We start from the raw sequence: 22,263 nt of genomic DNA on the forward strand, positions 1-22,263 counted from the left end.
GGGTTACCGTGGCCCCGTGCGCATCCGACGACCGGCGACCCCCGCGGCCGTCGTCGCAGGTCTGGCCCTGCTGACCGGCTGCAGCAACGCCGTCGGAGCCGAGGTGGCCCCTCATGCGACCGACCCCGTCTGCGCCAGCGTGGTGCTCGCGATGCCGGACTCGCTGGGCGACGGCCTGCCGAAACGCGACACGACGGCGCAGGCGACGACCGCCTGGGGCGACCCCGAGCACCCGATCGTCCTGCGCTGCGGTGTCGAGCCGCTCGGTCCGACGACGGAGCACTGCCAGACCGTCGAGACGCCGGGCGGACCGAGCATCGACTGGGTGGTCGTCGAGAACGACGACAAGAGCTGGACGCTGACCACCTACGGGCGCACGCCGGCCGTCGAGCTGCACGTGCCGGCCTCGGTGGCCAGCGCGGACGGCAGCTCGTACGTCGACCTGCTCGGCCCGGCAGTGGCGCTGACGCGGCAGACCCGGTCCTGCCTGTAGCCCTCAGCGTCCGTACTGGGCGGCGATCGGGCAGTCGAACGCGCCACGGTCGGCCAGCCCGACGTTGTTCAGGTAGTTCACGATGATCCGGTAGGACGCGAAGAAGCCCACCTCGGTGTACTTCACGCCCAGGCGCTCGCAGTACTCCCGCACCACCGGCTGGACGTGCCGCAGATTCGGGCGCGGCATGCTCGGGAACAGGTGGTGCTCGACCTGGTAGTTCAGGCCGCCCATCGCGAAGTCCACCGCGGCGCCGCCGCGGATGTTGCGGGACGTGAGGACCTGACGGCGCAGGAAGTCGACCTTCATGCCGGCGGGGATGATCGGCATGCCCTTGTGGTTCGGCGCGAACGACCCACCGAGGAAGACCCCGAACAGGGCCATCTGCACGAAGAAGAACGCGACCGCCTTCCCCGGCGGCAGGAGCACCAGGAGGAGCGCGACGTAGATCACGAGCCTGCTCACGACGATCGTCAGGTCGACCCTGCGGTTGGCCACGGTGCCCTTGGCGGTCAGCGCCCGCACGCTCGACAGGTGCAGGCTCATGCCCTCCAGCGTCAGCAGCGGGAAGAAGAACCAGCCCTGGTTGCGCCCGAACCAGCCGCGCAGGCCGGGGCGCTCGTCGACGACGTCGGACGTCCACGCGACGACACCAGGAGCGATGTCCGGGTCGGAGCCCTGCTGGTTCGGGCTGGCGTGGTGCCGGTTGTGCTTGTTGCGCCACCAGGACGCGGACAGTCCGACGAAGCCGCCGGCGATGATGCGTGCCGTCCAGTCGTTCCACGCGCCCGACGTGAAGATCTGCCGGTGCGCGCTGTCGTGACCCAGGAACGCCAGCTGCGTGAGCACGACGGCGAGGGCCGCCGCGACGGCGAGCTGCCACCAGGAGTTGCCCACGAGGACGACCGCGACCCAGATGCCCGCGAACGCCAGGACCGCAAGGACCATCCGGCTCCAGTAGTAGCCGTACCGGCGTGCCATCAGGCCGGACTCGCGGATCTGCGCGGCGAGGGCCGAGTAGTCGCTCGCGTTGCGCGCCTCGATCGTGGCGGCGCCACCGTCGGGGCTCATGCGAGCCCGCCGGGAGCGGTGGGGCGGGCGGGCGGTGCGAGCAGCGCGTGGCTCAAGTAGTCACAACCGATCTGCGTAGGAGGCGCCCGATCCTTTGGACGACCCTGCGATGCACCCGTCCGCTCGACAGGGGCGTAAGACGCTGGTGGGCGTCCCGACGATGGTGGAGACGCCTGCCGACCGCGACGTCCTTGTCGAAGGCCGGTCCACCACGAATGCCCAGACAGTACGGCACACGCCTGAAGTTTTCCGCGGTTGTTGCCCCGGGAACGCAAACTCGTGGGTCTGCCCGAGCACCGACCCGGGGGCCAGCCCCCGGGAGGGCTCAGCGCAGGCCCGTCGGGCGTTCCAGCGCCAGCAGGAGCAGCTCGTCGACCAGCTCCGGGTATGAGACCCCGGACGCCTGCCACATGCGCGGGTACATGGAGAACGGGGTGAACCCCGGCATGGTGTTGATCTCGTTGACGACGACCTCTCCGGCCGGCGTGACGAACACGTCCACGCGGGCCAGCCCCTCGCAGCCGACCGCCTCGAACGTCCGGATCGCCACGTCCCGGACGGCGGCCGTCTCGGCGTCGGTGAGGTCGGCCGGGCAGGCCAGCGTCACCCCCGCCTCGTCCAGGTACTTGGCCTCGAAGTCGTAGAACGAGTGCCGCGGGTCGGTCACGAGGATCTCGCCCGGCAGGGAGGCGCGGGCGCGCTCTGAGCCGTGCCCGCCGAGCACACCGCACTCGATCTCGCGCCCGACGATCGCCGCTTCGATGATCACCTTGGGGTCGTGCTCCTGAGCCACCCGGATCGCCGCGGCCAGGTCCGCCAGGTCGGTCACGCGCGTGATGCCCAGGCTCGAGCCCGCGCGGGCCGGCTTGACGAACAGCGGGAGACCGAGGGCGGCGACCCGCTCCGCGACCGCGACCGGGTCCCGGTCGAGCTCGCCGGGCTGGACCACCGCGAACGGCCCGACGGGCAGCCCGTGCCCGGCCAGGACCAGCTTCATCATGTGCTTGTCCATGCCGACCGCCGAGGCGAGCACCCCGGCGCCGACGTACCGGACGTCGGCGAGCTCGAGCATGCCCTGCAGGGTGCCGTCCTCCCCGAAGGGGCCGTGCAGCAGCGGGAAGACGACATCCACCTCGCCGAGCACCCGGGGCAGCTGCCCGGCCTCGAGCACCTGGACCTCGCGGTCGTCGACCGCCTGCGGCAGCAGCACGTGCGCCGCGGTGTCCTCCACCTGCGGGAGGCGTCCGTCGACGATCGCCCACCGGTCCGGATCATCCTCGGCGAGCACCCACCGGCCCGCCGGCGTGATGCCGACCGCGAGCACGTCGTACCGGTCGCGGTCGATGGCGCGCAGCACACCGCCCGCCGTCGCGCAGCTGATCGCGTGCTCGCCGGAGCGGCCGCCGAACAGCACCATGACCCGCGGTCGACGGGTCGGGGGGGCTGCGGTGATGTCCATCGGGCCGAACCCTACCCGGACGCATCGCGGGAGCCCCACCGCGGTGACCGCTGCGGGGCCGGTAGCCTTCCCAGGTGAGCTCCGCGCGACCTGACGACCTGGCACCGTCGACGCTCGTCGTGAGCGCGGGCCGACCGCCCCGGACCCAGGGCGGTGCGCTGAACCCGCCCGTGGTGCTCTCGTCGACGAACGTCTCCCAGGGCGTACCGGGGGCCGGCGAGCTCCTGTACGGGCGCATGGACACCCAGGCCTGGCACCCGTTCGAGGAGGCGCTGGGCCGGTTGGAGGGGTCGGCCCACCCCGCGCTCGTGTTCGGATCGGGGATGGCCTCGATCGCCGCCGCCTTCTCGCTGGTCCCGGATGGCGGCCGTCTGGTCCTGCCCCGGCACGCCTACCAGGTGACCATCGGCTACGCCGTCGACCTGGCGGATCGGCACGGGGTGGACGTGGAGCTGGTCGACATCGACGACACCGCGGCCGTCGTCGCCGCCCTGCCGGGCACCTCGATGCTCTGGGTCGAGTCGCCGACCAACCCGATGCTCGAGGTCGCCGACCTCCCGGTCCTCGTCGCGGCCGCACACGCGGCGGGCGCGCTCGTGGGCGTCGACAACACGTTCGCCACGCCGCTGGTGCAGCGACCGTTCGAGCACGGCGCGGACATCGTCGTCCACTCGGTCACCAAGTACCTTGCCGGCCACAGCGACGTGGTCCTCGGGGCCGCCCTGGCCGACGACGACGCCCTGCACGCGGCGCTGCACGCCTACCGGACGTTGCACGGGTCGATCGCCGGGCCGTTCGAGGTGTGGCTCGCCCTGCGCGGTCTGCGCACGCTCGCGCTGCGGGTGGAGCGCGCCCAGGCGACCGCCGTCGAGCTGGCCGCGCGCCTGGCGTCCCACCCGGTCGTCGCCCAGGTGCGCCACCCGAGCCTGCCGACCGACCCCGGCCACGACCGCGCCACCCGCCTGATGGACGGCTACGGGTCGATCATCGGCCTGCGCCCGCGCGGGGGTGCCGCCGCGGCCGACGCGGTCGTCGCCGCGCTCGAGCTCTGGGTGCCGGCGACGAGCCTCGGCGGCGTCGAGTCGAGCCTGGAGCGTCGGCGTCGCTTCGCCACCGAGTCGCGCACGGTGCCGGACGACCTCCTGCGTCTGTCCGTCGGCATCGAGGACGTCGAGGACCTCTGGACCGACCTGGACCGCGCCCTGCGAGCCGGCGCGCACCTCTGACCGGGATCGAGCGAGGCTCAGCGCTCAGACGCCCTCGGCCTTGTACGGGCGGGCCAGCAGGAGCGCCGCGAGCTGCTCGATGGGCAGACCCTCGTGCAGCACCCGGACGACGGCCGACGTGATCGGCATCTCGACCCCGAGGGAGGTGGCCAGCTCCAGGACGGACCGGGACGACTTCACGCCCTCGGCGGTCCCGCCGGTGGCGGCGATCGCCTCGTCGAGCGTCATCCCGCGACCGATGTGCCCGCCCAGGGCGTGGTTGCGCGAGTCGGGCGACGCGCACGTCGCCATGAGGTCGCCCAGGCCGGCCAGACCGGGAAACGTGTCCGCGTCGGCGCCGAGTGCGAGGCCGAGACGGGTCATCTCGACGAGACCGCGGGTGATGACGGTCGCCATGGTGTTGTAGCCGAGCCCGCGCCCCTGCGAGATGCCGACCGCCAGCGCGATGACGTTCTTGACCGCCCCGCACAGCTCGACGCCGACGACGTCCTGGTTGGTGTACGGCCGGAAGTAGGCGGACGCGCACGCGGTGGCGACGAGCTGGGCGGTGGTCTCGCTGCTCGACGCGACGACCGTGGCCGTCGGCTGCCGCTGGGCGATCTCGAGCGCCAGGTTCGGGCCCGAGACGACCGCCACGCGATCGAGCGGGAGGTCGAGGGACTCGGCGACGACCTCGCTCATCCGCCGGTCCGTGGAGAGCTCGACGCCCTTCATCAGCGAGACCGCGACGGCGTGGGGCGCGACGAGCGAGCGCAACGGCGTCAGCAGGGCACGAGCGGACTGCGACGGGATCGCGATCGCGACCAGGTCCGCACCGTCGAGGACGACGGCGGGGTCCGACGAGGCCGTCACTCCGGCGGGCAGCGCGATCCCCGGCAGGTACGTCTCGTTGCGGTGCTCGTCGGCGATCTGCCGGCACACCAGCTCGTCGCGGCCCCAGACCGTCACCTCGCAGCCGGCGTCGGCCAGCACCGCGGCGAACGTGGTGCCCCAGGCGCCCGCGCCGAGCACGGCCGCGCGAAGCGCCGTCACGGCAGCTCGGGCTTCGTCGCGTGGTCCCCGCCGATGCGCTTCTCGCCGGGCGACAGCGGCTTGCGCATGTCGTAGCGGACCTCGGGCGGCTGCCCGCCCCGCAGGTCGACGAGCAGGGCGGTGATCGCGGCCATCACGCGCTCGGTGGCCTCGCGCAGCGTCGCCGTGTCCTGCGGGTTGTCGTACAGGTCGCTCAGGTCGACGGGCGGACCGGCGACGATCTGCAGCGTCTTGGGCGGGAACGGTCGCAGCAGCTTGCCGTAGCGGTGCAGCAGACGCTGCGGCCCCCACTGGGCGACCGGGATCACGGGCGCCCGGGTGGTCAGCGCGAGCCGCGCCACGCCCGTCTTGCCGACCATCGGCCACAGGTCCGGGTCGCGCGTCAGGGTGCCCTCGGGGAACACCGCCACGCAGTCGCCGTCGTTGATCGCGGTGACGGCCGCCGTCAGGGACTCCGCCGCCGAGACCGTGTTGCGGTAGACCGGGATCTGCCCCAGGGAGTGCAGGATGCGACCCACGACCGGGACCTTGAACAGCGACGCCTTGGCCAGGATCTTCGGTGCGAAGCCGCTGTCCCACAGGAAGTACGCGAACGTCAGCGGGTCGATGTTCGTCATGTGGTTGGACGCGGCGATGAATCCGCCCTCGGTGGGCAGGTTCTCGACGCCGTGCCAGTCCTTGCGGGTCATCAGCCACAGGGGCGGTCGCACGACGCGGGCGACGTTGCGGAAGGCGCGGTTGGACCTGGCGGGCGGATGCACGGGAGCCGATGCTACCGGGCTCACGCGGGCGTGGGCTCGCGGCTGAACTGCGCGCCGAGCGCCTCGAGCTTCTCCGTGAACCGTTCGTACCCGCGGTCGATCAGGCTGATGCCACGCACCGACGACGTCCCCTTGGCGGTGAGCGCGGCGATCAGGTGGCTGAAGCCGCCGCGCAGGTCCGGCACCTCGATGTCGGCGGCGCTCAGCGACGTCGGGCCCGAGATGACGGCCGAGTGGTAGAAGTTGCGCTGCCCGAACCGGCACGGCCGGCCGCCCAGGCACTCCTTGTAGACCTGGATCGTCGCGCCCATGCCGACCAGGGCCTCGACGAACCCGAACCGGTTCTCGTAGACCGTCTCGTGCACGATCGACAGGCCACGCGCCTGCGTCAGCGCGACCACGAGCGGCTGCTGCCAGTCGGTCATGAACCCGGGATGGACGTCGGTCTCCAGCTGGATCGAGCGCAGGTCGCCGCCCGGGTGGAAGAACCGGATGCCGGCGTCGTCGACCGCGAACTCCCCGCCGACCTTGCGGAACGTGTTCAGGAACGTGGTCATCTCGGGCTGCGTGGCGCCGCGCACATACACGTCCCCGCCCGTGGCCAGCGCCGCGGCGGCCCACGACGCCGCCTCGATCCGGTCCGCGAGCGCCGTGTGCTGGAAGCCGACGAGCCGGTCGACGCCCTCGATGCGGATCACCCGGTCCGTGTCGACGGAGATGATCGCGCCCATCTTCTGCAGGACGTTGATGAGATCCATGATCTCGGGTTCGATCGCCGCATTGGCCAGCTCGGTGATGCCCTCCGCGCGCACGGCCGTCAGCAGCAGCTGCTCGGTGGCGCCGACGCTCGGGTAGGGAAGAGCGATCTTGGTGCCCTGCAGCCGCCGCGGCGCACGGATGTGGATGCCGTTGTCGGTCTTGTCCACCACGGCGCCGAACTGCCGCAGGATGTCGAGGTGGTAGTTGATCGGCCGGTCGCCGATCCGGCAGCCGCCCAGGTCCGGGATGAACGCCTCGCCCAGCCGGTGCAGCAGCGGCCCGCAGAACAGGATCGGGATGCGGCTGGAACCGGCGTGCGTGTCGATGTCGGCCACGTGCGCCGACTCGACGTCCGTCGGGTCCAGGTGCAGGATGCCGGACTCCGCATCCGCGTCGACCGTCACGCCGTGCAGCTCCAACAGGCCCGTGACTACCGCGACGTCCCGGATCTGCGGCACGTTGCGCAGCACGCTCGGGGTCTCCCCCAGCAGCGCGGCCACCATCGCCTTCGAGACGAAGTTCTTCGCCCCGCGGACGGTGATGTCTCCCGACAGGGCGTTGCCCCCGTCGACGTACAGCAGATCGTTCATCGGGTCATCGTCTCCCACCGGCCCTCGGGCAGCCGAACCGGGTCCGTCGCGTCGCCGCAGCGCCCGCGCGCCGCGTCGCGGGCCTACTTCTTCTTCTTGGTGTCCTTGGACTTGGCGGCCTTCTTCTTGCCGACGGGCGCGACCTTCTTGGAGCTCGCCTTCTTCGCCGCAGCAACCTTCGTCGTCGTGGCCTTCTTCGTCACCTTGGCGGGCGCGGCCTTGGCCTTCTTGGACGGCGACGACTTCGCCGCAGGTGCCGACGCCTTCGCGGATCTCTTCGCCGGTGCCTTCGCGGGGGCCTTCGTGGGCGCAGACGTCGTCACCAGGGCTTCGGCTACCGCCGCGAGCCCGCCGACCGGCGTGCCCGACAAAGGGGGAAGCTCGACGTTCGCGCCGGACGCCACGCGCGAGCGCAGCGTCGCCCCCGGGTGGAACCGCGCCACCGTCGTGGCCGCGACGGCGATCGACGCGCCGGTCTGCGGGTTGCGGGCGGTCCGCGCGGCGCGGGGGGCGGACTCGAACGTGCCGAACCCCGTGAGCGTCACGCGCTCACCTGCCGCGAGAGCGGCGGTGATCTCGTCGAGGACGGCGTCGACAGCGCTCGTGGCCGCGGACCTGCTCCAGCCGCGCGCAGCGATGCGGTCGGCGAGCTCGGACTTGCCAGGCATGGTCGTCCCTTCCGTCGGCCGACGACTGCCCGTCGGGCTCGCTGCCCACCGTAACGATCTGCGGCGGGTCCGCAGTGGGGACCCGCCGCAGACCGGCGTCAGGGCTTGCGACCGATCTCGACCGGGACGCCCACCGGGCGCGCGGCGACGATCTCGACGGGCGGGAGGTGCTTGGCGGGCAGGGTGGCGGGACGCCACGACTCGCGGGACGCCTCGAACGCGGAGATCTCGTCGGCGTGCTCGAGCGTCAGGCCGATGTCGTCGAGACCCTCGAGCAGGCGCCAGCGCGTGTAGTCGTCCACCTGGAACGGCACCACGACGTCGTCGCAGGTGATGGTCTTGGACTCGAGGTCGACCGTGATCTCGGTGCCCGGGCGGGTCTCGAGGATCTTCCAGATGAGCTCGATGTCCTCCTGCGACGCCTGCGCGGCGAGCAGGCCCTGCTTGCCCGAGTTGCCGCGGAAGATGTCCGCGAAGCGGTTCGAGATGACGACCTTGAAGCCGTAGTCCTTGAGGGCCCACACGGCGTGCTCGCGCGACGAGCCCGTGCCGAAGTCGGGACCGGCGACGAGCACCGAGCCGGACGTGTAGGCCTCCTGGTTCAGGATGAACGTCGGGTCACCGCGCCAGGCGGCGAACAGCGCGTCCTCGAACCCGGTGCGCGTCACGCGCTTGAGGTAGACGGCCGGGATGATCTGGTCGGTGTCCACGTTGCTGCGTCGCAGCGGGACGCCGACGCCGGTGTGCTGGCTGAACTTCTCCATGGGTCTTCTCGCTTCCTGGGTCAGACCGTCTGGAGGTCGGTGAGAGGGCTGCCGTCGGGTGTCGGGACGCCGGTGGCGAGGTCGGAGTACGACGACAGCGTGCCGCGGATGGCGGTGGCCGCGGCGACGAGCGGCGACACGAGGTGCGTCCGTCCGCCCTTGCCCTGGCGGCCCTCGAAGTTGCGGTTGGACGTCGACGCCGAGCGCTCGCCCGGGGCCAGCTGGTCGGGGTTCATGCCCAGGCACATCGAGCAGCCGGCGTTGCGCCACTCGGCGCCGAAGTCCAGGAAGATCTTGTCGAGCCCCTCGGCCTCGGCCTGCAGGCGCACGCGCGCCGACGCCGGGACCACGAGCACGCGGACGTCGTCGGACTTGTGCTTGCCCCGGACGACCTTGGCAACCGAGCGCAGGTCCTCGATGCGGCCGTTGGTGCACGAGCCGATGAAGACCGTGTCGACCTTGATCTCGCGCAGCGGCTGCCCCGGCGTCAGGCCCATGTACTCGATGGCCCGCTCGGCGGCGACGCGCTCGTTGGCGTCGGCGATGTCCTCCGGGACCGGGACGCTCGCGGACAGCGGCAGCCCCTGGCCCGGGTTGGTGCCCCAGGTGACGAAGGGCTCGAGGTCCTCGGCCAAGAGCTCGACCTCGACGTCGAACTCGGCGTCGTCGTCGCTCTTCAGCGTGGACCAGTACGCCACGGCGGCGTCCCAGTCGGCGCCCTCGGGCGCGTGCGGGCGACCCTTGAGGTAGTCGAACGTCGTCTCATCGGGCGCGATCATGCCCGCGCGGGCGCCGGCCTCGATCGACATGTTGCAGACCGTCATGCGGGCTTCCATCGACAGCGCGCGGATGGCCTCGCCGCGGTACTCGAGCACGTAGCCCTGACCGCCGCCGGTGCCGATCTTGGCGATGATCGCCAGGATGATGTCCTTGCTGGTGGCGCCGGACGGCAGCGCGCCGTCGACGGTGATCGCCATGGTCTTGAAGGGCGCGAGCGGCAGCGTCTGGGTGGCGAGCACGTGCTCGACCTCGCTGGTGCCGATGCCGAACGCGAGCGCGCCGAACGCGCCGTGCGTGGACGTGTGCGAGTCGCCGCAGACGACCGTCAGGCCGGGCTGCGTCAGGCCGAGCTGTGGGCCGACCTGGTGCACGATGCCCTGGTCCGCGTCGCCGAGCGAGTGGATGCGCACGCCGAACTCGGCCGCGTTGTTGCGCAGCGTCTGGATCTGCGTCCGGCTCGTCTCGTCCGCGATCGGGCGGTCGATGTCCAGCGTCGGGGTGTTGTGGTCCTCCGTCGCCAGCGTCAGGTCCGGGCGGCGCACGGGACGTCCGGCGATGCGCAGACCCTCGAACGCCTGCGGGCTCGTGACCTCGTGCACGAGGTGGAGGTCGATGTAGAGCAGGTCGGGTGCACCGTCGGTGCCTTGCCGCACGACGTGCGCGTCCCAGACCTTCTCTGCCAACGTGCCGGCCATCTTCTCGGTCCGTTCTCTCGTCGTTCTCTCATCCGGGAGTGTGGATTTTCCCGGCTCTCCGATCGTCGTACTTGCATCTCAGCCTTCGAGACGCCAATATCGACCTATGGACAACTCTAGCGGAGTCGGCGTGCTGGACAAGGCCGCATCCGTTCTCAGCGCCCTCGAGGCCGGTCCGGCCACCTTGGCGCAGCTCGTCACTGCCACCCATCTTGCTCGCCCGACGGCCCACCGGCTGGCCGTGGCCCTCGAGCACCACCGGCTCGTCGCCCGCGACATGCAGGGTCGGTTCGTGCTCGGACCGCGCCTGTCGGAGCTCGCGACGGCCGCCGGCGAGGACCGCCTGCTCGCCGCCGCGGGTCCCGTGCTCGCCGCGCTGCGCGACCACACGGGCGAGAGCGCACAGCTCTACCGCCGCCAGGGCGACCAGCGCATCTGTGTCGCCGCGGCCGAGCGGCCGATCGGCCTGCGCGACTCGATCCCGGTCGGCGCGACGCTGACGATGCACGCCGGTTCGGCCGCGCAGATCCTGCTCGCCTGGGAGGAGCCCGACCGCCTGCACCGCGGGCTGCAGGGCGCCAAGTTCACCGCGACGATCCTGTCCGGCGTCCGTCGTCGCGGCTGGGCCCAGTCGGTGTCCGAGCGCGAGGTCGGCGTCGCGTCGGTCTCGGCGCCGGTGCGTGGACCGTCCGGGCGCATCGTCGCCGCCGTCTCGGTGTCCGGACCGTTGGAGCGTCTGTCCCGCCAGCCCGGTCGGCTCCACGCCGCCGCGGTCGTCTCGGCGGCCAACCGGCTGACCGAGGTCCTGCGCCGCACGGCCGACTGACCGTGGCCGTCCGAGGTCCGGCCGCGGCCCGTCGCCGGCAGCGTCGGCGCGCGGCCCTGTGGTCGTTCGTCGGCGGGTTCGTCGTCGGCGCCGTGGCGAGCCTCCTCGGAGGTGGCGACGTCATCGCGGCGATCCTGGTCGGCGTGTTCGCCGGACTGCTCTGCGCCGCGGTCGCCGCGCTGATCGTCGTGCTGCTCCCGACGACGTCCGGCGGCGGCGGACCGCCCGGCCAGCACTGACCCGGTCCAGCCGGATACGACAAAGGCCCGGTCACCAGGACCGGGCCTTTCTCTACGTACCCCCGACCGGATTCGAACCGGCGCTACCGCCGTGAGAGGGCGGCGTGCTAGGCCGCTACACAACGGGGGCCTATACGCTGCGTGACCCGAAGGCCCCGCGTGCGAGTGAACACTTTACCCGATCCACCTCGGTGGATCGAATCAGCGGTGCAATACCTTGCTCTGCTGAGCTGGGGTACCAGGACTCGAACCTAGACTAACTGAACCAGAATCAGTCGTGCTGCCAATTACACCATACCCCATGGGGGTATAACGCCCGGCGCTCGCCGGTCGCCTGGCGGGGCGGACCTACGTGCGGCCGGACGTCGTACCGGCGGTGAACACTACCCGGTCGCGGAGGCAGGGTCCAACCAGCCCCACGGCGGGTGACCAACGCCACGCTCAGCGCGGGATCGCGCCCAGCTCGGTGGCGTCGTACCAGAGCAGGTCACGCTCGTCGAGGCGCTCGATCGCGGCATCGTCGCCCGTGATCGCGGCGGCCACGTCGGCGCCGACGCCCGGCTCGTCGACGTGCACGCACGCGATGTCGTCCCGGTCGACGGCCCGCAGCAGGTCGAGCGCGCTCGGCACCTCGTCGTCGTCCAGCAACGGGCGCACGTCGTCCGGCGACACGTCGACCGACACCACCAGCCGCGCGCGCGGCGCGTCGGTGAGCTCACCGAGCAGGGCCAGGGAGTCGTCGGCGGCCGCGAGCTGCGCGGCGAACTCCAGTCCCTCGTCGTCCTCGTCGGGGAACATCGCCCGCAGCGCGGGCGTCACGGCGTGCACCCGCCGCGGTGTCAGCGGGCCGGCCGCGGGCTCGATCTGGTCCAGGGTGGCGGGAAGGTAGATGCGCACCCGCCCAGTGTGCCGGGTCGCGCCTCACGGAGCGTGCCTGCCGCCCCGCTGCCGACCGGACCCGTCGCGGAACTCTCGTCTCCACCACGCACGGACGCCGGCTTGGGCGCTGGTCGAGATTGCCATGCGTCAGACGACCTCGGCCCGGACTCTCGCAACGTCGAGCGACTGGCTGAGCAGCGCGTCGATGCGGGCGGCGATGCCGGCGATCGCCCGCCGGGCCGGTGAGCCCGGGGCGACCTCGCGCAGCGTCCGAGCCTCCAGGAGCGCGGCGTCGAGCGAGGGTCGGTCGTCGGGGACCAGGTGTGCGTCCGTCACGCCGGCGTACCGCGCGAGCGCCTGCTGGACCGCCTCGCCCGGCCGCGAGCCTGCCGCGGACGCGCGCACCCGGTTCACCAGGACCATGCGCGTGCCGCCCAGGCCGAGGTCGGTGAGCTCGCCCAGTCCCCGCACCAGCCGCTGGATGCCGACCGGGTCGCCCGAGCCGACCACCAGCACGACGTCCGCGGCCTCGAGGGCGCTCAGCGTGGCACCGTTGCGACGCGGGGCGCGCGTGTCGTAGCTGAGCAGCTCATCCTGCTCGAGGTTGAAGCCGCAGTCGATCACTGTCCACTCGCACAGCGAGCGAGCGACGGTCCAGACGGCGTCGAGCGACGACGACGGCAGCTCGGGCCACCGGTCGGCGCGCGAGATCCCGGACAGCACGCGCAGGTCGGGGGAGATCTGCGGGGTCAGCCGGGCGAGCGCCACCAGGTCGAGCCCGCCCTGCCCGGCCGCGCGCGCCGCCGCCGCCAGGCCGGGGGCCTCGTCGAGCATCCCCACCACCTGTGCGACGCACCCGCCGTAGGTGTCGGCGTCGACGAGCAGGGTGCGGCGACCGGCGGCGGCCAGCTCGGCCGCGACGTTCACGGCGACGGTGGTCCGCCCGGGCGCACCGGTGGGACCCCAGACGGCGACGACGAGCCCGGCCGCCGCCCGACCGACCGGCACGTCGTTGGGTTCCTGCACGGCCGGGGTGCCCACCGCGTCCAGGATGGCCAGCGCCTCCCGGACCACCGAGCCACCGGCGTCCTCGTCCTGCGGCTCCATCACGACGAGGTCCGCGCCGAGGGCCGACAACCGCTCGCCCAACCACGGCCGCGTGACGTCGCCGACGCCGACCACTCGCACGCCGGCCCGGTGCAGGAGCTCGACAGCCTCCCGGTCGAGCAGGTCCAGGTCGCCCGAGACGACCGCCAGCCGCCCCAGCCCCGCCTCGGCGGCGGCGAGCAGCTCGGTGAGGTCCGCGCACCGGCGTGTGACGCTCAGCCGACCGCCCGTGCGCTCGACGGCCTGCACGATGATCGACTCCGCGGAGCCGTGCACCGCGCAGAGCACCCCGACCGTCACGTCAGCCTCCCGTGCCGGGGACGGGCACGACGTCGAGGGTGCCGTCGGCAGCGAGCGCCGCAAGGATCTCCGGCAGCTGCGCACTGGGCACCAGGACCTGCACCTGGGTCCCGCCGCCCACGCTGAACGCACCGTCCTGCGTGGTCACCTGCGCCACGACCAGGTTGGTCGCCAGCTGATGCGGCGTCGTCGGGACCGCGTCCACCTCGTTGCCGATCGGTGGGGTGGGCGTGAACCACACGTCCACCTGGGCGCCCTCGGTGACGTCCTGGGACGGCGTGTGCTCCAGCGTCACGGAGACCGGTCGCAGGTCCAGGTCGCCGGCGTCCCCGATCGCCGACGACGGGACGAGCTCACCCCTACCGACCACCCGCACCACGACGGCGTCGGTCAGGGGCCGGTCCGCGCGCAGGTAGTGGTTCAGGTTGACGGTGCCCAGGCGGACGTCGACCACCGAGAGCTCGCCGGCCTCGAGCCGGTCCCCCGGTACCAGGGCGCCCCGGGACACGTACACGGGCACGGTCGCCTGCGCCGTCCGCACCACCCACGACCCCAGCAGCACCGACGCCGCCACCATGGCGACGCCCGCGAGCAGCCTCGGGTCGCGCCAGCCCGGCCGACGCAGCCGCGCCGCGACCGGCGCGGGCAGATCGATGACGCTGCTGTCCATGACTCCCCCTGATCGTCGGCAGACCTCTGCATCCTGCCGCGCCGAGCACCCCCTGCGGGCGAGAACGGTGCATTGTGGACAAACCGGTTCGGGCGCCGGTGCGTGCCAGACTGCGGTCATGCCCTCGCGGTTCCTGACCCTCGCGGACGTCACCGAGGTCCTCAACATCTCGGCCCCGCAGGCCTACGCCCTCGTGCGCTCCGGCGAGCTGCCCGCCATCCAGATCGGCGGCCGCCTGCAGTGGCGCATCGAGTCCGCGGAGCTGGAGAAGTACATCCAGCGCATGTACGAGGAGACCCGCGCCCGCAACTCGGCCGACGCCGGCTGACCGGACGGCGACCGGCTGTGGCCGACGGTCAGGCCTCGTGCACCGCGCGCAGCCCGTCGAACGGCACGGCCCACGTCGCCGGCCGTCCCGCCACGCCCAGCTCCGCGACGTCCAGGTGGTCGGCGCCGACCCGGTCGATCCGACCGACCACCTCGACCCCGCGCGCACTGACCCGCACGCCCACCCGGTCGCGGGCAAGCGCCCGTAGCACCTGACCGAGCCCCAGCCGCGACTCGACGAGACCCGGCGCCGGGGCGGCGTCCGGCGCCAGCCCGTCCACGGCGGCGATCGCCGACAGCGGCACGAGGCTGCGCCGGGTCGACGACGTCGCCAGGAGCAGCCACTCCGGCGCGCCTTCTACGACGGTCCCCGTGATCGCCTCGTGGACGCCCAGCCGCACGCGCACGGTCTGCCCCACCGAGGCGCGCACCCGGGCGGCCAGCGTCACCGATGCCCGTTCGGCACGGGCGAGCTCGGCGACCTCCGCGCGTACGTCGGCGAGCCGGCTCGCAGCCAGCTGGGCCTCCATGTCCGCGAACAGCTGCTCCCACCGCATCCGAGCACCGTAGGGGACAGCCCGCGCAGACACCTCGGCTGGCGGCCCGATCTTGATCGTGTTGAGTTGCCGCAACATCCCCCGACTCAGTCTGGCAAGGCGTTCGCGTCCGAGCGGGCCTGCAACCCTCCCCGCCGCAGGCCGTGCCCGAGTCTGCGGTGTGAGTCAGCCACGGTGATCGATCGCGAACTGCAGCGACTTCTTGTAGCCCGCCGATGTGTAGGTAGCCCCAGAGACAGCGTCGATGTTCGCCGAGCCGGCCGTGACGGCCTCCTGGATGAGGATCGGCAGCGCGTGAGCGTTGATCTGCACGCTCAGAGCACGAGAGCTCGGCGACTGCAGCACCTTGACGGAGCTGATCGAGGTCCCGGTGAACGTGACCGCGACCTGCAGTGGCCCGTACGGCGTGTTGACCTGCTCGCCGGTGACCGTTACCGGCCCCTCCGGCGGGGCTGCGATCGTCGGGACTGCGGGCGGTGCCGTGACCTGGGTGGACGTCGTGCCGCTGCCCGCCTGGCCCTCGGCCGCCGGAGTGGACGGGACGGGAGCCGGGGCCACGGGAGCCGCCGGCGTCGTGCTCGTCGCCGCGGGAGTCGTCGGGACGGGAGCGGAGGCTGTTGGTGCCACGCTCGTCATGGCCGGCGCCGCCGTGGCCGCGGGGACGGGAGCAGCGGCAACAGGTGCTCGGGTCGATGCCACAGCCTGCGCGACGGCGTTGGCTGACGCGTCATCAGCCCGGGCGATCTTGCCGGTGAGAGTCAGCGCGATAGCAAGGACAGCGAGTCCGTACAAGGCGGTTCCGCGCCCGCGTCGCGTGCTCATGCCAGGCTCAGCTCCTCGGTGTGGATGGCGGACCGCGGCACGCCGAGCGCCCGCAGTGCTCGGACGACGGTCGTCGTCATCCCTTCGGGCCCGCATATGAACACGTCTCGCCGCTTGACATCGGGGACGAGCAGACCCAGCCGGTGCGGGCTCAGTGGGTCGTAGCCCAGCTCCACGCGCCGGCCCGGCAGCGGCACGTAGCGCAGACGGTCGACCTCCGTGAACTCGCCGGAAAGTGCGAGGTGGTCCGCAGAGTGCGCGCGGTGCACGACGACCACGTCACGACCTCCGCTGTAGAGGTGCTCCGCGAGCGCCCGGACGGGACCTATGCCTGCGCCGCCCGCGACCAGGAGCACGCGCGAGGAGCGCGCGCGCTCGGCGGTGAACCGGCCGAACGGGCCTTCGAGGAACACCCAGGTCCCGGGGCGCAGGCGCCGGACCGCACCGGAGTGGTCCCCTAGCGCCCCGATGGTGAAGCGGACCCGTCGATCCGCAGGCACGACGGACAACGAGTAAGGATGCGCCGTTAGCAGGTGGCCGCGCGCCAGGAAGCGGACCAGGAAGAACTGACCCGCCGTCCCGCCGAGCCGGTCCACGTTGCGTCCGTGAAGCCAGACCGAGGTCGTCCCGGCGGCCTCCCGCACCACCTGCTCGACGCGCATGCCAGAGAACGCGAACCGCACGGCCGGCACCAGCGCCCGGTACCAGATGACGGCAGCCGCGGTGGCCGCATACAAGGCGATCCACGCCGCACGGGCCATCGGGCTGCGCGCCAGGTGGGCACCAGCGGAGACCTGGTGGAAGAACGCGAGGAACACCCCGCCGTACACCGTGAGATGGATGAGGAACCACCACTCGTAAGACAGTCGCCGGCGGAACACCCGCGCGCCGGACATGCCGACGACGACGAACACCGTGGTGCCGGCCAGCGCGGTGAGCATGTCCGGGTAGGTGCGGAGCATCGCCATCACCTCGTCCCAGGGGGTGGCGTTGTCGACGAACATCCCGCCGACCACCATGGCCAAGGCATGACTCACTACCAGCAGCACGACGGACGTGCCGAGCGACCGGTGCCACGAGACGAGTCGGTCGAAGCCGACTGACCGTTCGAACCAGGGCACCCGGGCAACCAGCAGCAGCTGTGCGACCACCAGGAACGACCCGAGCAGTCCGGCGAGCTCCCCGAACGCCAGCACAGCACCACCCGGCGTCGTCACCGCACCAGCTGGCGTACCCAGCCACCACCAGCCGAGCAGCGCCACGCAACCGATGACCAGCGAGGTTCGCACGGGGAACCGCCCGCGCTTCGGCTGTCCAGAGGCTCGGTAGGTCGCACGGCGCTGCGCCGGCGGGCCTTCCACGGTCGTCATGACGGCAGGGTCACACCCAAATCTCGGAGAATTCTCCGTGGCGCCGACCTTCTGCCTCCATGTCGGCCCGGGACACGCTCAGGACGGGCAGGACGGCCGACACACCAGGTGCCGTTCCGACCTGACAGCACGGGCGTTCTCGAACGAACCCGCAGGCCACAGGCCATGAGGGTTGCGGGCGATCGTCGCCGCGTCGTCCTCAGCGGCCTCGAGGTAGACGATGTGCCGGTCCGCGGCGTGCTCTGACGCTCCGACGTCGCCGTCCGGCGTGTCGGCGACCATCGTCTCGACGCAACCGCCGACGAGCCGGCCGGCTGCCAGCCGGCGATCATGCCCGAGCTTCGCTGCAGGCGCGGACGGTCCTGCACAACTCGACAGACAGATCCCCCTGGACAAGGTTCGGACATTCAGGTACATCTATGACCCTCAAGCATGGTCAAATTGCATCAAACGACACGATTGAGGATCAAACATGGCGATCGACGCCGCGCACCAACGCAAGCAGGCTCCTGCCCGACCGTCGCGACGACCATCGCTCACCTCCGCAGGGCTCGACCTGCTGGTCGCATCGCTCGCCGGAGGAGCACTCGCTGTCGGGCTCGCATCCCGCGGGTTCTCGCTCGTCACCGCGTCGTCCGTGCTCGGCGTCGACGCGCTGGTCGAGATCGCCGTCTGCGGGGTCGGGGCCCTCGTGGCCACCTGGCTGGCCGCGTCGGCACTCCTCGCACTCGGATGCCTTGGCGCGCGGCTCGTCGGTTCGAGCTGGCGCCTCGGCGAACGGATGGTCCACCGGTGCGCTCCCGCGGTCGTCCGTCGGACACTCGTGCTCGCCGTGGGGGCGACCGTCGGGCTCGGCGCCGCGACGGGTGCCTCGGCAGCCGTCCACCCGGCACCCACGCCGTCGGTGGCGGCCGTCACGGTCGCCGACGACGACCTCGGCTGGGTGGCCACGACGCCGCTCGTGAAGGAGACAGCCTCCCCGACCGCAGCGCCCGTCGAGACGGCCGACCCGTCGCCCGTCTTGCGCACGCCACCGAGCACGCCGGCGGCGGTGACACCCGTCGCGGAGGCGATGGCCGCGCCCGCGGAGCCAGCGGCGACGCTCGCCGCGGCGGCCGACCAGAGCGTGGTCGTCGTCGCCGGCGACAGCCTGTGGGCCATCGCGGCCCGCCATCTGGACCCGCACGCGACCGACGCCCAGATCGCGGCGGCCTGGCCTGCCTGGTATCACGCCAACGCGGCCACCATCGGACCCGACCCGGGCGTGATCGTCCCGGGCCAGGTGCTCGCGGCCCCGCAGGACGGGGCGACCCCGTGACTTCCGTCGCCGTCGAGCCGGCGCTCTCAGGCACGGAGGACGCGTTCGCCCGGGTGCGTGGGCCTGAGCCACGGGTCCGGCTGGTCGCCGCTCCCCCCAGGGCGCGCGTCCCGCGTGCCACCGGTCCGGCCCAGCCGGTCCCTCCGACGATCACGAGTCGGATCTCGGTGCTGCGGGCGAGGGACGAGCCGGGAGCAGCCCCGGACGACCAGGACGCGCCCGGTGCCGTGCCGTCTGCCGACCCCGCCGCCGTCGGCTGCGCCATCGCGCTCGCGTCGCTCGAGGTCCTCGCAGGTCGGCGGCCCGCCGCGCAGCTCGCGCGCTGGCTCGCGCCGGGCGTCTACGAGGCGCTGCAGGTGCGCAGCGCACTGACCGCGCGCGTGCTGAGCGCCCCACAGGGCGTCCGTCGCCCGGTGGTCCGGCGGTTCCGGGCAACGCCCGTCCTCACGACGGCGCACGAGGTCAGCGTCGTGACGGACGACGCGGGCCGCGTCCGGGCTGTCGCGCTCCGGCTCGAGGCCCACCGCGGCGCGTGGCGCGCGACCGCCCTCGAGATCGGCTAATGACGCCGAAAGGCCCGCTCACCGGCGTGGGGAGCGGGCCTTCGACGTGACGATCAGCGCTTGCGCTGGTTCTTGGCCGCCTTCCGGCGCTCCTCGCGGTTGGCCGTCCCGCCGGTCGCCTGGCCACCCGACGACGCGGGAGCGCCGCCGTTCTTGCCCGCCGGACCCGTCGCGCGGGTGACCACACCGGCGTCACCGTCGACGGACGGCGCCGAGTACTGCAGCGGCGCCTGCTCCTCAGGACCGTCGATCCCCTTGGCGACGAGCCGGGCCGCCGGGCGCTCGGCACCAGCCGCCGCGCCGGGGGTCTGCTGCGCCGCCGCGATGGAGTCGAGCGTGATGGGCGACGACGGCGCGGCCGCCTCCTGGACCTGGACCTCCAGGTTGAACAGGTAGCCGACCGTCTCCTCCTTGATCGCGTCGTTCATCGCGTTGAAGAGCTGGAACCCCTCGCGCTGGTACTCCACCAACGGGTCGCGCTGGGCCATCGCCCGCAGGCCGATGCCCTCCTTGAGGTAGTCCATCTCGTAGAGGTGCTCACGCCACTTGCGGTCAAGGACCGACAGCGTCACGCGCCGCTCCAGCTGGCGCATGTTGTCCGACCCGATCGACTCCTCGCGCTCCGCGTAGGCGACCTCGGCGTCGGAGAGGATCTCCCGCGTGAGCAGGTCGGCGCTGAGCCGGATCTCACCGCCGGCCTCCTCCACCACCTCCTCGGGGGTGATCGTCACGGGGTACACGGCCTTGATCGCCGTCCAGAGGGCCTCGAGATCCCAGTCCTCGGGGCGTCCCTCGGCGGTCGCGGCCCCGACGTAGTCCGTCAGCACGTCCTCCCGGAAGTGCGTGATCTGCACGTGCAGGTCCTCGCCCTCGAGCACCCGGCGGCGCTGTGCGTAGATGACCTCGCGCTGGCGGGACATGACGTCGTCATACTTCAGGACGTTCTTGCGGATCTCGAAGTTGCGCGCCTCGACCTGCGACTGCGCCGACATGATGCCGCGCGTGACGATCTTGGACTCGAGCGGCATGTCCTCGGGGAACCCGGCCCGCGTCATCATCGACTCCGCGAGACCCGAGTTGAACAGACGCATGAGGTCGTCCTGCATCGACAGGTAGAACCGGGACTCCCCCGGGTCGCCCTGGCGGCCGGAACGACCACGCAGCTGGTTGTCGATGCGGCGCGACTCGTGCCGCTCGGTGCCCAGCACGTACAGACCACCCAGCTCGGCGACCTCGTCGTGCTCGGAGGCGACCGACTCCTTGGCCTTGGTCAGGGCGGCCGGCCAGGCGGCCTCGTACTCGTCGGCGTTCTCGGCCGGGTCGAGGCCCCGGGCGGCCAGGTCGGCGACGGCCATGAACTCGGCGTTGCCGCCGAGCATGATGTCCGTGCCACGGCCGGCCATGTTCGTCGCCACTGTGACCGCGCCCTTGCGGCCGGCCTGCGCGACGATCGACGCCTCGCGCGCGTGCGCCTTGGCGTTCAGCACCTCGTGCGGCACGCCCTGCTTCTTCAGCTTGCTCGAGAGCAGCTCGCTCTTCTCGACGCTCGTGGTGCCCACCAGGACCGGCTGACCCTTGGCGTGGCGCTCGACGATGTCGTCGACGACGGCGTCGTACTTGCCGTTCTCGCTCTTGTAGACGAAGTCCCGCTGGTCGATGCGCTGCATCTCGCGGTTGGTCGGGATGGGCACGACGCCGAGGCTGTACGTGCCCTGGAACTCGGCGGCCTCGGTCTCGGCCGTTCCGGTCATGCCCGAGAGCTTGCCGTACAGGCGGAAGTAGTTCTGCAGCGTGATCGTGGCGAGCGTCTGGTTCTCCGCCTTGATGTTCACGCCCTCCTTCGCCTCGATGGCCTGGTGCATGCCCTCGTTGTAGCGGCGGCCGGGCAGGATGCGGCCCGTGTGCTCGTCGACGATGAGCACCTCGCCGTTCATCACGACGTAGTCCTTGTCGCGCTTGAACAGCTCCTCGGCCTTGATGGCGTTGTTGAGGAACCCGATGAGCGGCGTGTTGAGCGACTCGTAGAGGTTGTCGATGCCGAGGTAGTCCTCGACGCGCTCGATGCCGGGCTCCAGGACGCCGACCGTGCGCTTCTTCTCGTCCACCTCGTAGTCGCGCTCGGCCTGCAGACGACGGACGACCTTGGCGAACTCGGCGTACCAGCGGTTCGCGTCGCCCGAGGCCGGGCCGGAGATGATCAGGGGCGTGCGGGCCTCGTCGATGAGGATGGAGTCGACCTCGTCGACGATGGCGAAGTTGTGGCCGCGCTGCACGAGCTCGTCGGTGTTCCACGCCATGTTGTCGCGCAGGTAGTCGAAGCCGAACTCGTTGTTGGTGCCGTAGGTGATGTCCGCCGCGTACTGCTCGCGCCGCTCGCTCGGCTGCTGCGCCGACAGGATGACGCCGCTGGTCAGGCCCAGGAAGCGGTAGACGCGCCCCATCAGCTCGGACTGGTAGCTGGCGAGGTAGTCGTTGACGGTGACGACGTGGACACCCTTGCCGGCGAGCGCGTTGAGGTAGGCCGGCGCCGTGGCGACGAGCGTCTTGCCCTCACCGGTCTTCATCTCGGCGATGTTGCCCAGGTGCAGCGCCGCGCCGCCCATGAGCTGGACGTCGAAGTGACGCTGGCCGAGGGTGCGGCGGGCGGCCTCCCGGACGGCGGCGAACGCCTCGGCGAGCAGGTCGTCCAGCGACTCCCCGTCGGCCAGGCGGGCGCGGAACCGGTCGGTCTCCTCGCGCAGCTCGGCGTCGGACAGCGCGACGAAGCTGTCCTCCAACGTGTTGACCTGCTGGGCGATGCCCGACAGCTTCTTGACGATCCGGCCTTCACCGAGGCGCAGGACCTTCTCGAGGATCGCTGGCACGCACTACTCCCGACGTGTTCGCACTCCGGGCGCGCGCGGCGTCGGAGCGGCTTGGGCACCGACCGCACGGCCGGGCCCGTCCATCGTAGGCGACCGGCAGGCCCTCGGTCCGACCCTGTGCTC

General features: G+C 72.0%; 22 protein-coding genes and 2 tRNA genes. 7 read left to right on the forward strand and 17 right to left on the reverse strand.

What is annotated here, in order from left to right:
- The first annotated feature begins 16 nt into the window (after window positions 1–16).
- The gene (locus tag ACPPVS_RS13100; RefSeq protein WP_426592696.1) at window positions 17–493 is read left to right on the forward strand and encodes a DUF3515 family protein; all 477 of its coding nucleotides are present in this window, start codon (window positions 17–19) and stop codon (window positions 491–493) included.
- A 3-nt stretch (window positions 494–496) separates the two neighbouring features.
- Here the strand turns inward: ACPPVS_RS13100 and ACPPVS_RS13105 are convergent, their stop codons facing one another.
- Complete coding sequence (locus ACPPVS_RS13105; protein WP_426592697.1) at window positions 497–1,564, reverse strand: fatty acid desaturase family protein; 1,068 nt, start codon at window positions 1,562–1,564, stop codon at window positions 497–499.
- Window positions 1,565–1,889: 325 nt separating this feature from the next.
- A complete protein-coding gene (locus ACPPVS_RS13110; protein ID WP_426592698.1) occupies window positions 1,890–3,023 on the reverse strand; it encodes a D-alanine--D-alanine ligase family protein in 1,134 nt (377 codons plus the stop codon).
- Window positions 3,024–3,097: 74 nt separating this feature from the next.
- Between ACPPVS_RS13110 and ACPPVS_RS13115 the strand changes: the two genes are divergently transcribed.
- Window positions 3,098–4,249 (forward strand): trans-sulfuration enzyme family protein, encoded by a 1,152-nt coding sequence (locus ACPPVS_RS13115; RefSeq protein ID WP_426592699.1) that lies wholly within the window; start codon window positions 3,098–3,100, stop codon window positions 4,247–4,249.
- Window positions 4,250–4,273: 24 nt separating this feature from the next.
- Here the strand turns inward: ACPPVS_RS13115 and ACPPVS_RS13120 are convergent, their stop codons facing one another.
- The 6 genes from ACPPVS_RS13120 to leuC form a co-directional block, all read right to left on the reverse strand.
- The gene (locus tag ACPPVS_RS13120; protein WP_426592700.1) at window positions 4,274–5,281 is read right to left on the reverse strand and encodes an NAD(P)H-dependent glycerol-3-phosphate dehydrogenase; all 1,008 of its coding nucleotides are present in this window, start codon (window positions 5,279–5,281) and stop codon (window positions 4,274–4,276) included.
- Complete coding sequence (locus tag ACPPVS_RS13125) at window positions 5,278–6,042, reverse strand: lysophospholipid acyltransferase family protein (protein WP_426592701.1); 765 nt, start codon at window positions 6,040–6,042, stop codon at window positions 5,278–5,280. Before ACPPVS_RS13125 ends, ACPPVS_RS13120 begins: the two co-directional genes overlap by 4 nt.
- A 20-nt stretch (window positions 6,043–6,062) precedes the next feature.
- Window positions 6,063–7,391: a UDP-N-acetylglucosamine 1-carboxyvinyltransferase gene (murA, locus tag ACPPVS_RS13130; protein ID WP_426592702.1), complete on the reverse strand. Its 1,329-nt coding sequence runs from the start codon at window positions 7,389–7,391 to the stop codon at window positions 6,063–6,065.
- Between the two features lie 83 nt (window positions 7,392–7,474).
- Entirely contained in the window at window positions 7,475–8,059 is a 585-nt protein-coding gene (locus ACPPVS_RS13135; protein ID WP_426592703.1) for an HU family DNA-binding protein, read from the reverse strand.
- A 98-nt stretch (window positions 8,060–8,157) separates the two neighbouring features.
- Complete coding sequence (gene leuD, locus ACPPVS_RS13140) at window positions 8,158–8,823, reverse strand: 3-isopropylmalate dehydratase small subunit (protein WP_426592704.1); 666 nt, start codon at window positions 8,821–8,823, stop codon at window positions 8,158–8,160.
- A 20-nt stretch (window positions 8,824–8,843) separates the two neighbouring features.
- Window positions 8,844–10,298, reverse strand: a complete 1,455-nt coding sequence (gene leuC, locus ACPPVS_RS13145; protein WP_426592705.1) for a 3-isopropylmalate dehydratase large subunit — start codon at window positions 10,296–10,298, stop codon at window positions 8,844–8,846.
- Between the two features lie 106 nt (window positions 10,299–10,404).
- Between leuC and ACPPVS_RS13150 the strand changes: the two genes are divergently transcribed.
- Together ACPPVS_RS13150 and ACPPVS_RS13155 are read left to right on the forward strand one after the other, a co-directional pair.
- Window positions 10,405–11,124 (forward strand): IclR family transcriptional regulator, encoded by a 720-nt coding sequence (locus tag ACPPVS_RS13150; RefSeq protein WP_028046824.1) that lies wholly within the window; start codon window positions 10,405–10,407, stop codon window positions 11,122–11,124.
- Between the two features lie 2 nt (window positions 11,125–11,126).
- Window positions 11,127–11,363 carry a hypothetical protein gene (locus tag ACPPVS_RS13155; protein WP_426592706.1) on the forward strand — a complete coding sequence of 79 codons (237 nt, stop codon included), beginning with the start codon at window positions 11,127–11,129 and terminating at the stop codon, window positions 11,361–11,363.
- 57 nt (window positions 11,364–11,420) lie between these two features.
- Here ACPPVS_RS13155 and ACPPVS_RS13160 read toward each other — a convergent pair.
- From ACPPVS_RS13160 to ACPPVS_RS13180, 5 genes are all read right to left on the reverse strand, one after another.
- A tRNA-Glu gene (locus ACPPVS_RS13160) sits at window positions 11,421–11,493 on the reverse strand.
- Between the two features lie 100 nt (window positions 11,494–11,593).
- A tRNA-Gln gene (locus ACPPVS_RS13165) sits at window positions 11,594–11,665 on the reverse strand.
- A gap of 139 nt (window positions 11,666–11,804) precedes the next feature.
- A complete protein-coding gene (locus tag ACPPVS_RS13170; protein WP_426592707.1) occupies window positions 11,805–12,260 on the reverse strand; it encodes a DUF6912 family protein in 456 nt (151 codons plus the stop codon).
- Between the two features lie 129 nt (window positions 12,261–12,389).
- Window positions 12,390–13,649, reverse strand: coding sequence for an AAA family ATPase (locus tag ACPPVS_RS13175; protein ID WP_426592708.1), 1,260 nt, complete (start codon window positions 13,647–13,649; stop codon window positions 12,390–12,392).
- A 1-nt stretch (window position 13,650) separates the two neighbouring features.
- Complete coding sequence (locus tag ACPPVS_RS13180; protein ID WP_426592709.1) at window positions 13,651–14,319, reverse strand: hypothetical protein; 669 nt, start codon at window positions 14,317–14,319, stop codon at window positions 13,651–13,653.
- A gap of 118 nt (window positions 14,320–14,437) precedes the next feature.
- On the opposite strand from ACPPVS_RS13180, the gene ACPPVS_RS13185 reads away from it, so the two are divergent.
- Window positions 14,438–14,647 (forward strand): helix-turn-helix domain-containing protein, encoded by a 210-nt coding sequence (locus tag ACPPVS_RS13185; RefSeq protein WP_426592710.1) that lies wholly within the window; start codon window positions 14,438–14,440, stop codon window positions 14,645–14,647.
- Between the two features lie 28 nt (window positions 14,648–14,675).
- Here the strand turns inward: ACPPVS_RS13185 and ACPPVS_RS13190 are convergent, their stop codons facing one another.
- The 3 genes from ACPPVS_RS13190 to ACPPVS_RS13200 form a co-directional block, all read right to left on the reverse strand.
- A complete protein-coding gene (locus ACPPVS_RS13190) occupies window positions 14,676–15,203 on the reverse strand; it encodes a hypothetical protein (RefSeq protein ID WP_426592711.1) in 528 nt (175 codons plus the stop codon).
- Window positions 15,204–15,368: 165 nt separating this feature from the next.
- Entirely contained in the window at window positions 15,369–15,830 is a 462-nt protein-coding gene (locus tag ACPPVS_RS13195; protein WP_426592712.1) for an FMN-binding protein, read from the reverse strand.
- A 191-nt stretch (window positions 15,831–16,021) separates the two neighbouring features.
- Window positions 16,022–17,395: a ferredoxin reductase family protein gene (locus ACPPVS_RS13200; protein WP_426592713.1), complete on the reverse strand. Its 1,374-nt coding sequence runs from the start codon at window positions 17,393–17,395 to the stop codon at window positions 16,022–16,024.
- A 472-nt stretch (window positions 17,396–17,867) separates the two neighbouring features.
- Between ACPPVS_RS13200 and ACPPVS_RS13205 the strand changes: the two genes are divergently transcribed.
- Window positions 17,868–18,713 carry a LysM peptidoglycan-binding domain-containing protein gene (locus ACPPVS_RS13205; RefSeq protein WP_426592714.1) on the forward strand — a complete coding sequence of 282 codons (846 nt, stop codon included), beginning with the start codon at window positions 17,868–17,870 and terminating at the stop codon, window positions 18,711–18,713.
- Window positions 18,710–19,276, forward strand: a complete 567-nt coding sequence (locus ACPPVS_RS13210; protein ID WP_426592715.1) for an Rv3235 family protein — start codon at window positions 18,710–18,712, stop codon at window positions 19,274–19,276. The genes ACPPVS_RS13205 and ACPPVS_RS13210 overlap by 4 nt, the downstream gene beginning before the upstream one ends.
- Window positions 19,277–19,329: 53 nt before the next feature.
- Here the strand turns inward: ACPPVS_RS13210 and secA are convergent, their stop codons facing one another.
- Complete coding sequence (gene secA / locus ACPPVS_RS13215; RefSeq protein WP_426592716.1) at window positions 19,330–22,140, reverse strand: preprotein translocase subunit SecA; 2,811 nt, start codon at window positions 22,138–22,140, stop codon at window positions 19,330–19,332.
- Window positions 22,141–22,263: the final 123 nt, after the last annotated feature.

It is taken from the genome of Cellulomonas sp. McL0617 (assembly GCF_049994875.1).
GTDB lineage: Bacteria > Actinomycetota > Actinomycetes > Actinomycetales > Cellulomonadaceae > Cellulomonas.

Bases quoted from the DNA above. Each gene is read 5' to 3' on its own strand.
- ACPPVS_RS13105 (WP_426592697.1), bottom strand. From the start codon at position 1,564: ATGAGCCCCGACGGTGGCGCCGCCACGATCGAGGCGCGCAACGCGAGC.
- ACPPVS_RS13110 (WP_426592698.1), bottom strand. From the start codon at position 3,023: ATGGACATCACCGCAGCCCCCCCGACCCGTCGACCGCGGGTCATGGTG.
- murA (WP_426592702.1), bottom strand. From the start codon at position 7,391: ATGAACGATCTGCTGTACGTCGACGGGGGCAACGCCCTGTCGGGAGAC.
- ACPPVS_RS13135 (WP_426592703.1), bottom strand. From the start codon at position 8,059: ATGCCTGGCAAGTCCGAGCTCGCCGACCGCATCGCTGCGCGCGGCTGG.
- leuD (WP_426592704.1), bottom strand. From the start codon at position 8,823: ATGGAGAAGTTCAGCCAGCACACCGGCGTCGGCGTCCCGCTGCGACGC.
- leuC (WP_426592705.1), bottom strand. From the start codon at position 10,298: ATGGCCGGCACGTTGGCAGAGAAGGTCTGGGACGCGCACGTCGTGCGG.
- ACPPVS_RS13150 (WP_028046824.1), top strand. From the start codon at position 10,405: ATGGACAACTCTAGCGGAGTCGGCGTGCTGGACAAGGCCGCATCCGTT.
- ACPPVS_RS13180 (WP_426592709.1), bottom strand. From the start codon at position 14,319: ATGGACAGCAGCGTCATCGATCTGCCCGCGCCGGTCGCGGCGCGGCTG.
- ACPPVS_RS13185 (WP_426592710.1), top strand. From the start codon at position 14,438: ATGCCCTCGCGGTTCCTGACCCTCGCGGACGTCACCGAGGTCCTCAAC.
- ACPPVS_RS13190 (WP_426592711.1), bottom strand. From the start codon at position 15,203: ATGCGGTGGGAGCAGCTGTTCGCGGACATGGAGGCCCAGCTGGCTGCG.
- ACPPVS_RS13200 (WP_426592713.1), bottom strand. From the start codon at position 17,395: ATGACGACCGTGGAAGGCCCGCCGGCGCAGCGCCGTGCGACCTACCGA.
- ACPPVS_RS13205 (WP_426592714.1), top strand. From the start codon at position 17,868: ATGGCGATCGACGCCGCGCACCAACGCAAGCAGGCTCCTGCCCGACCG.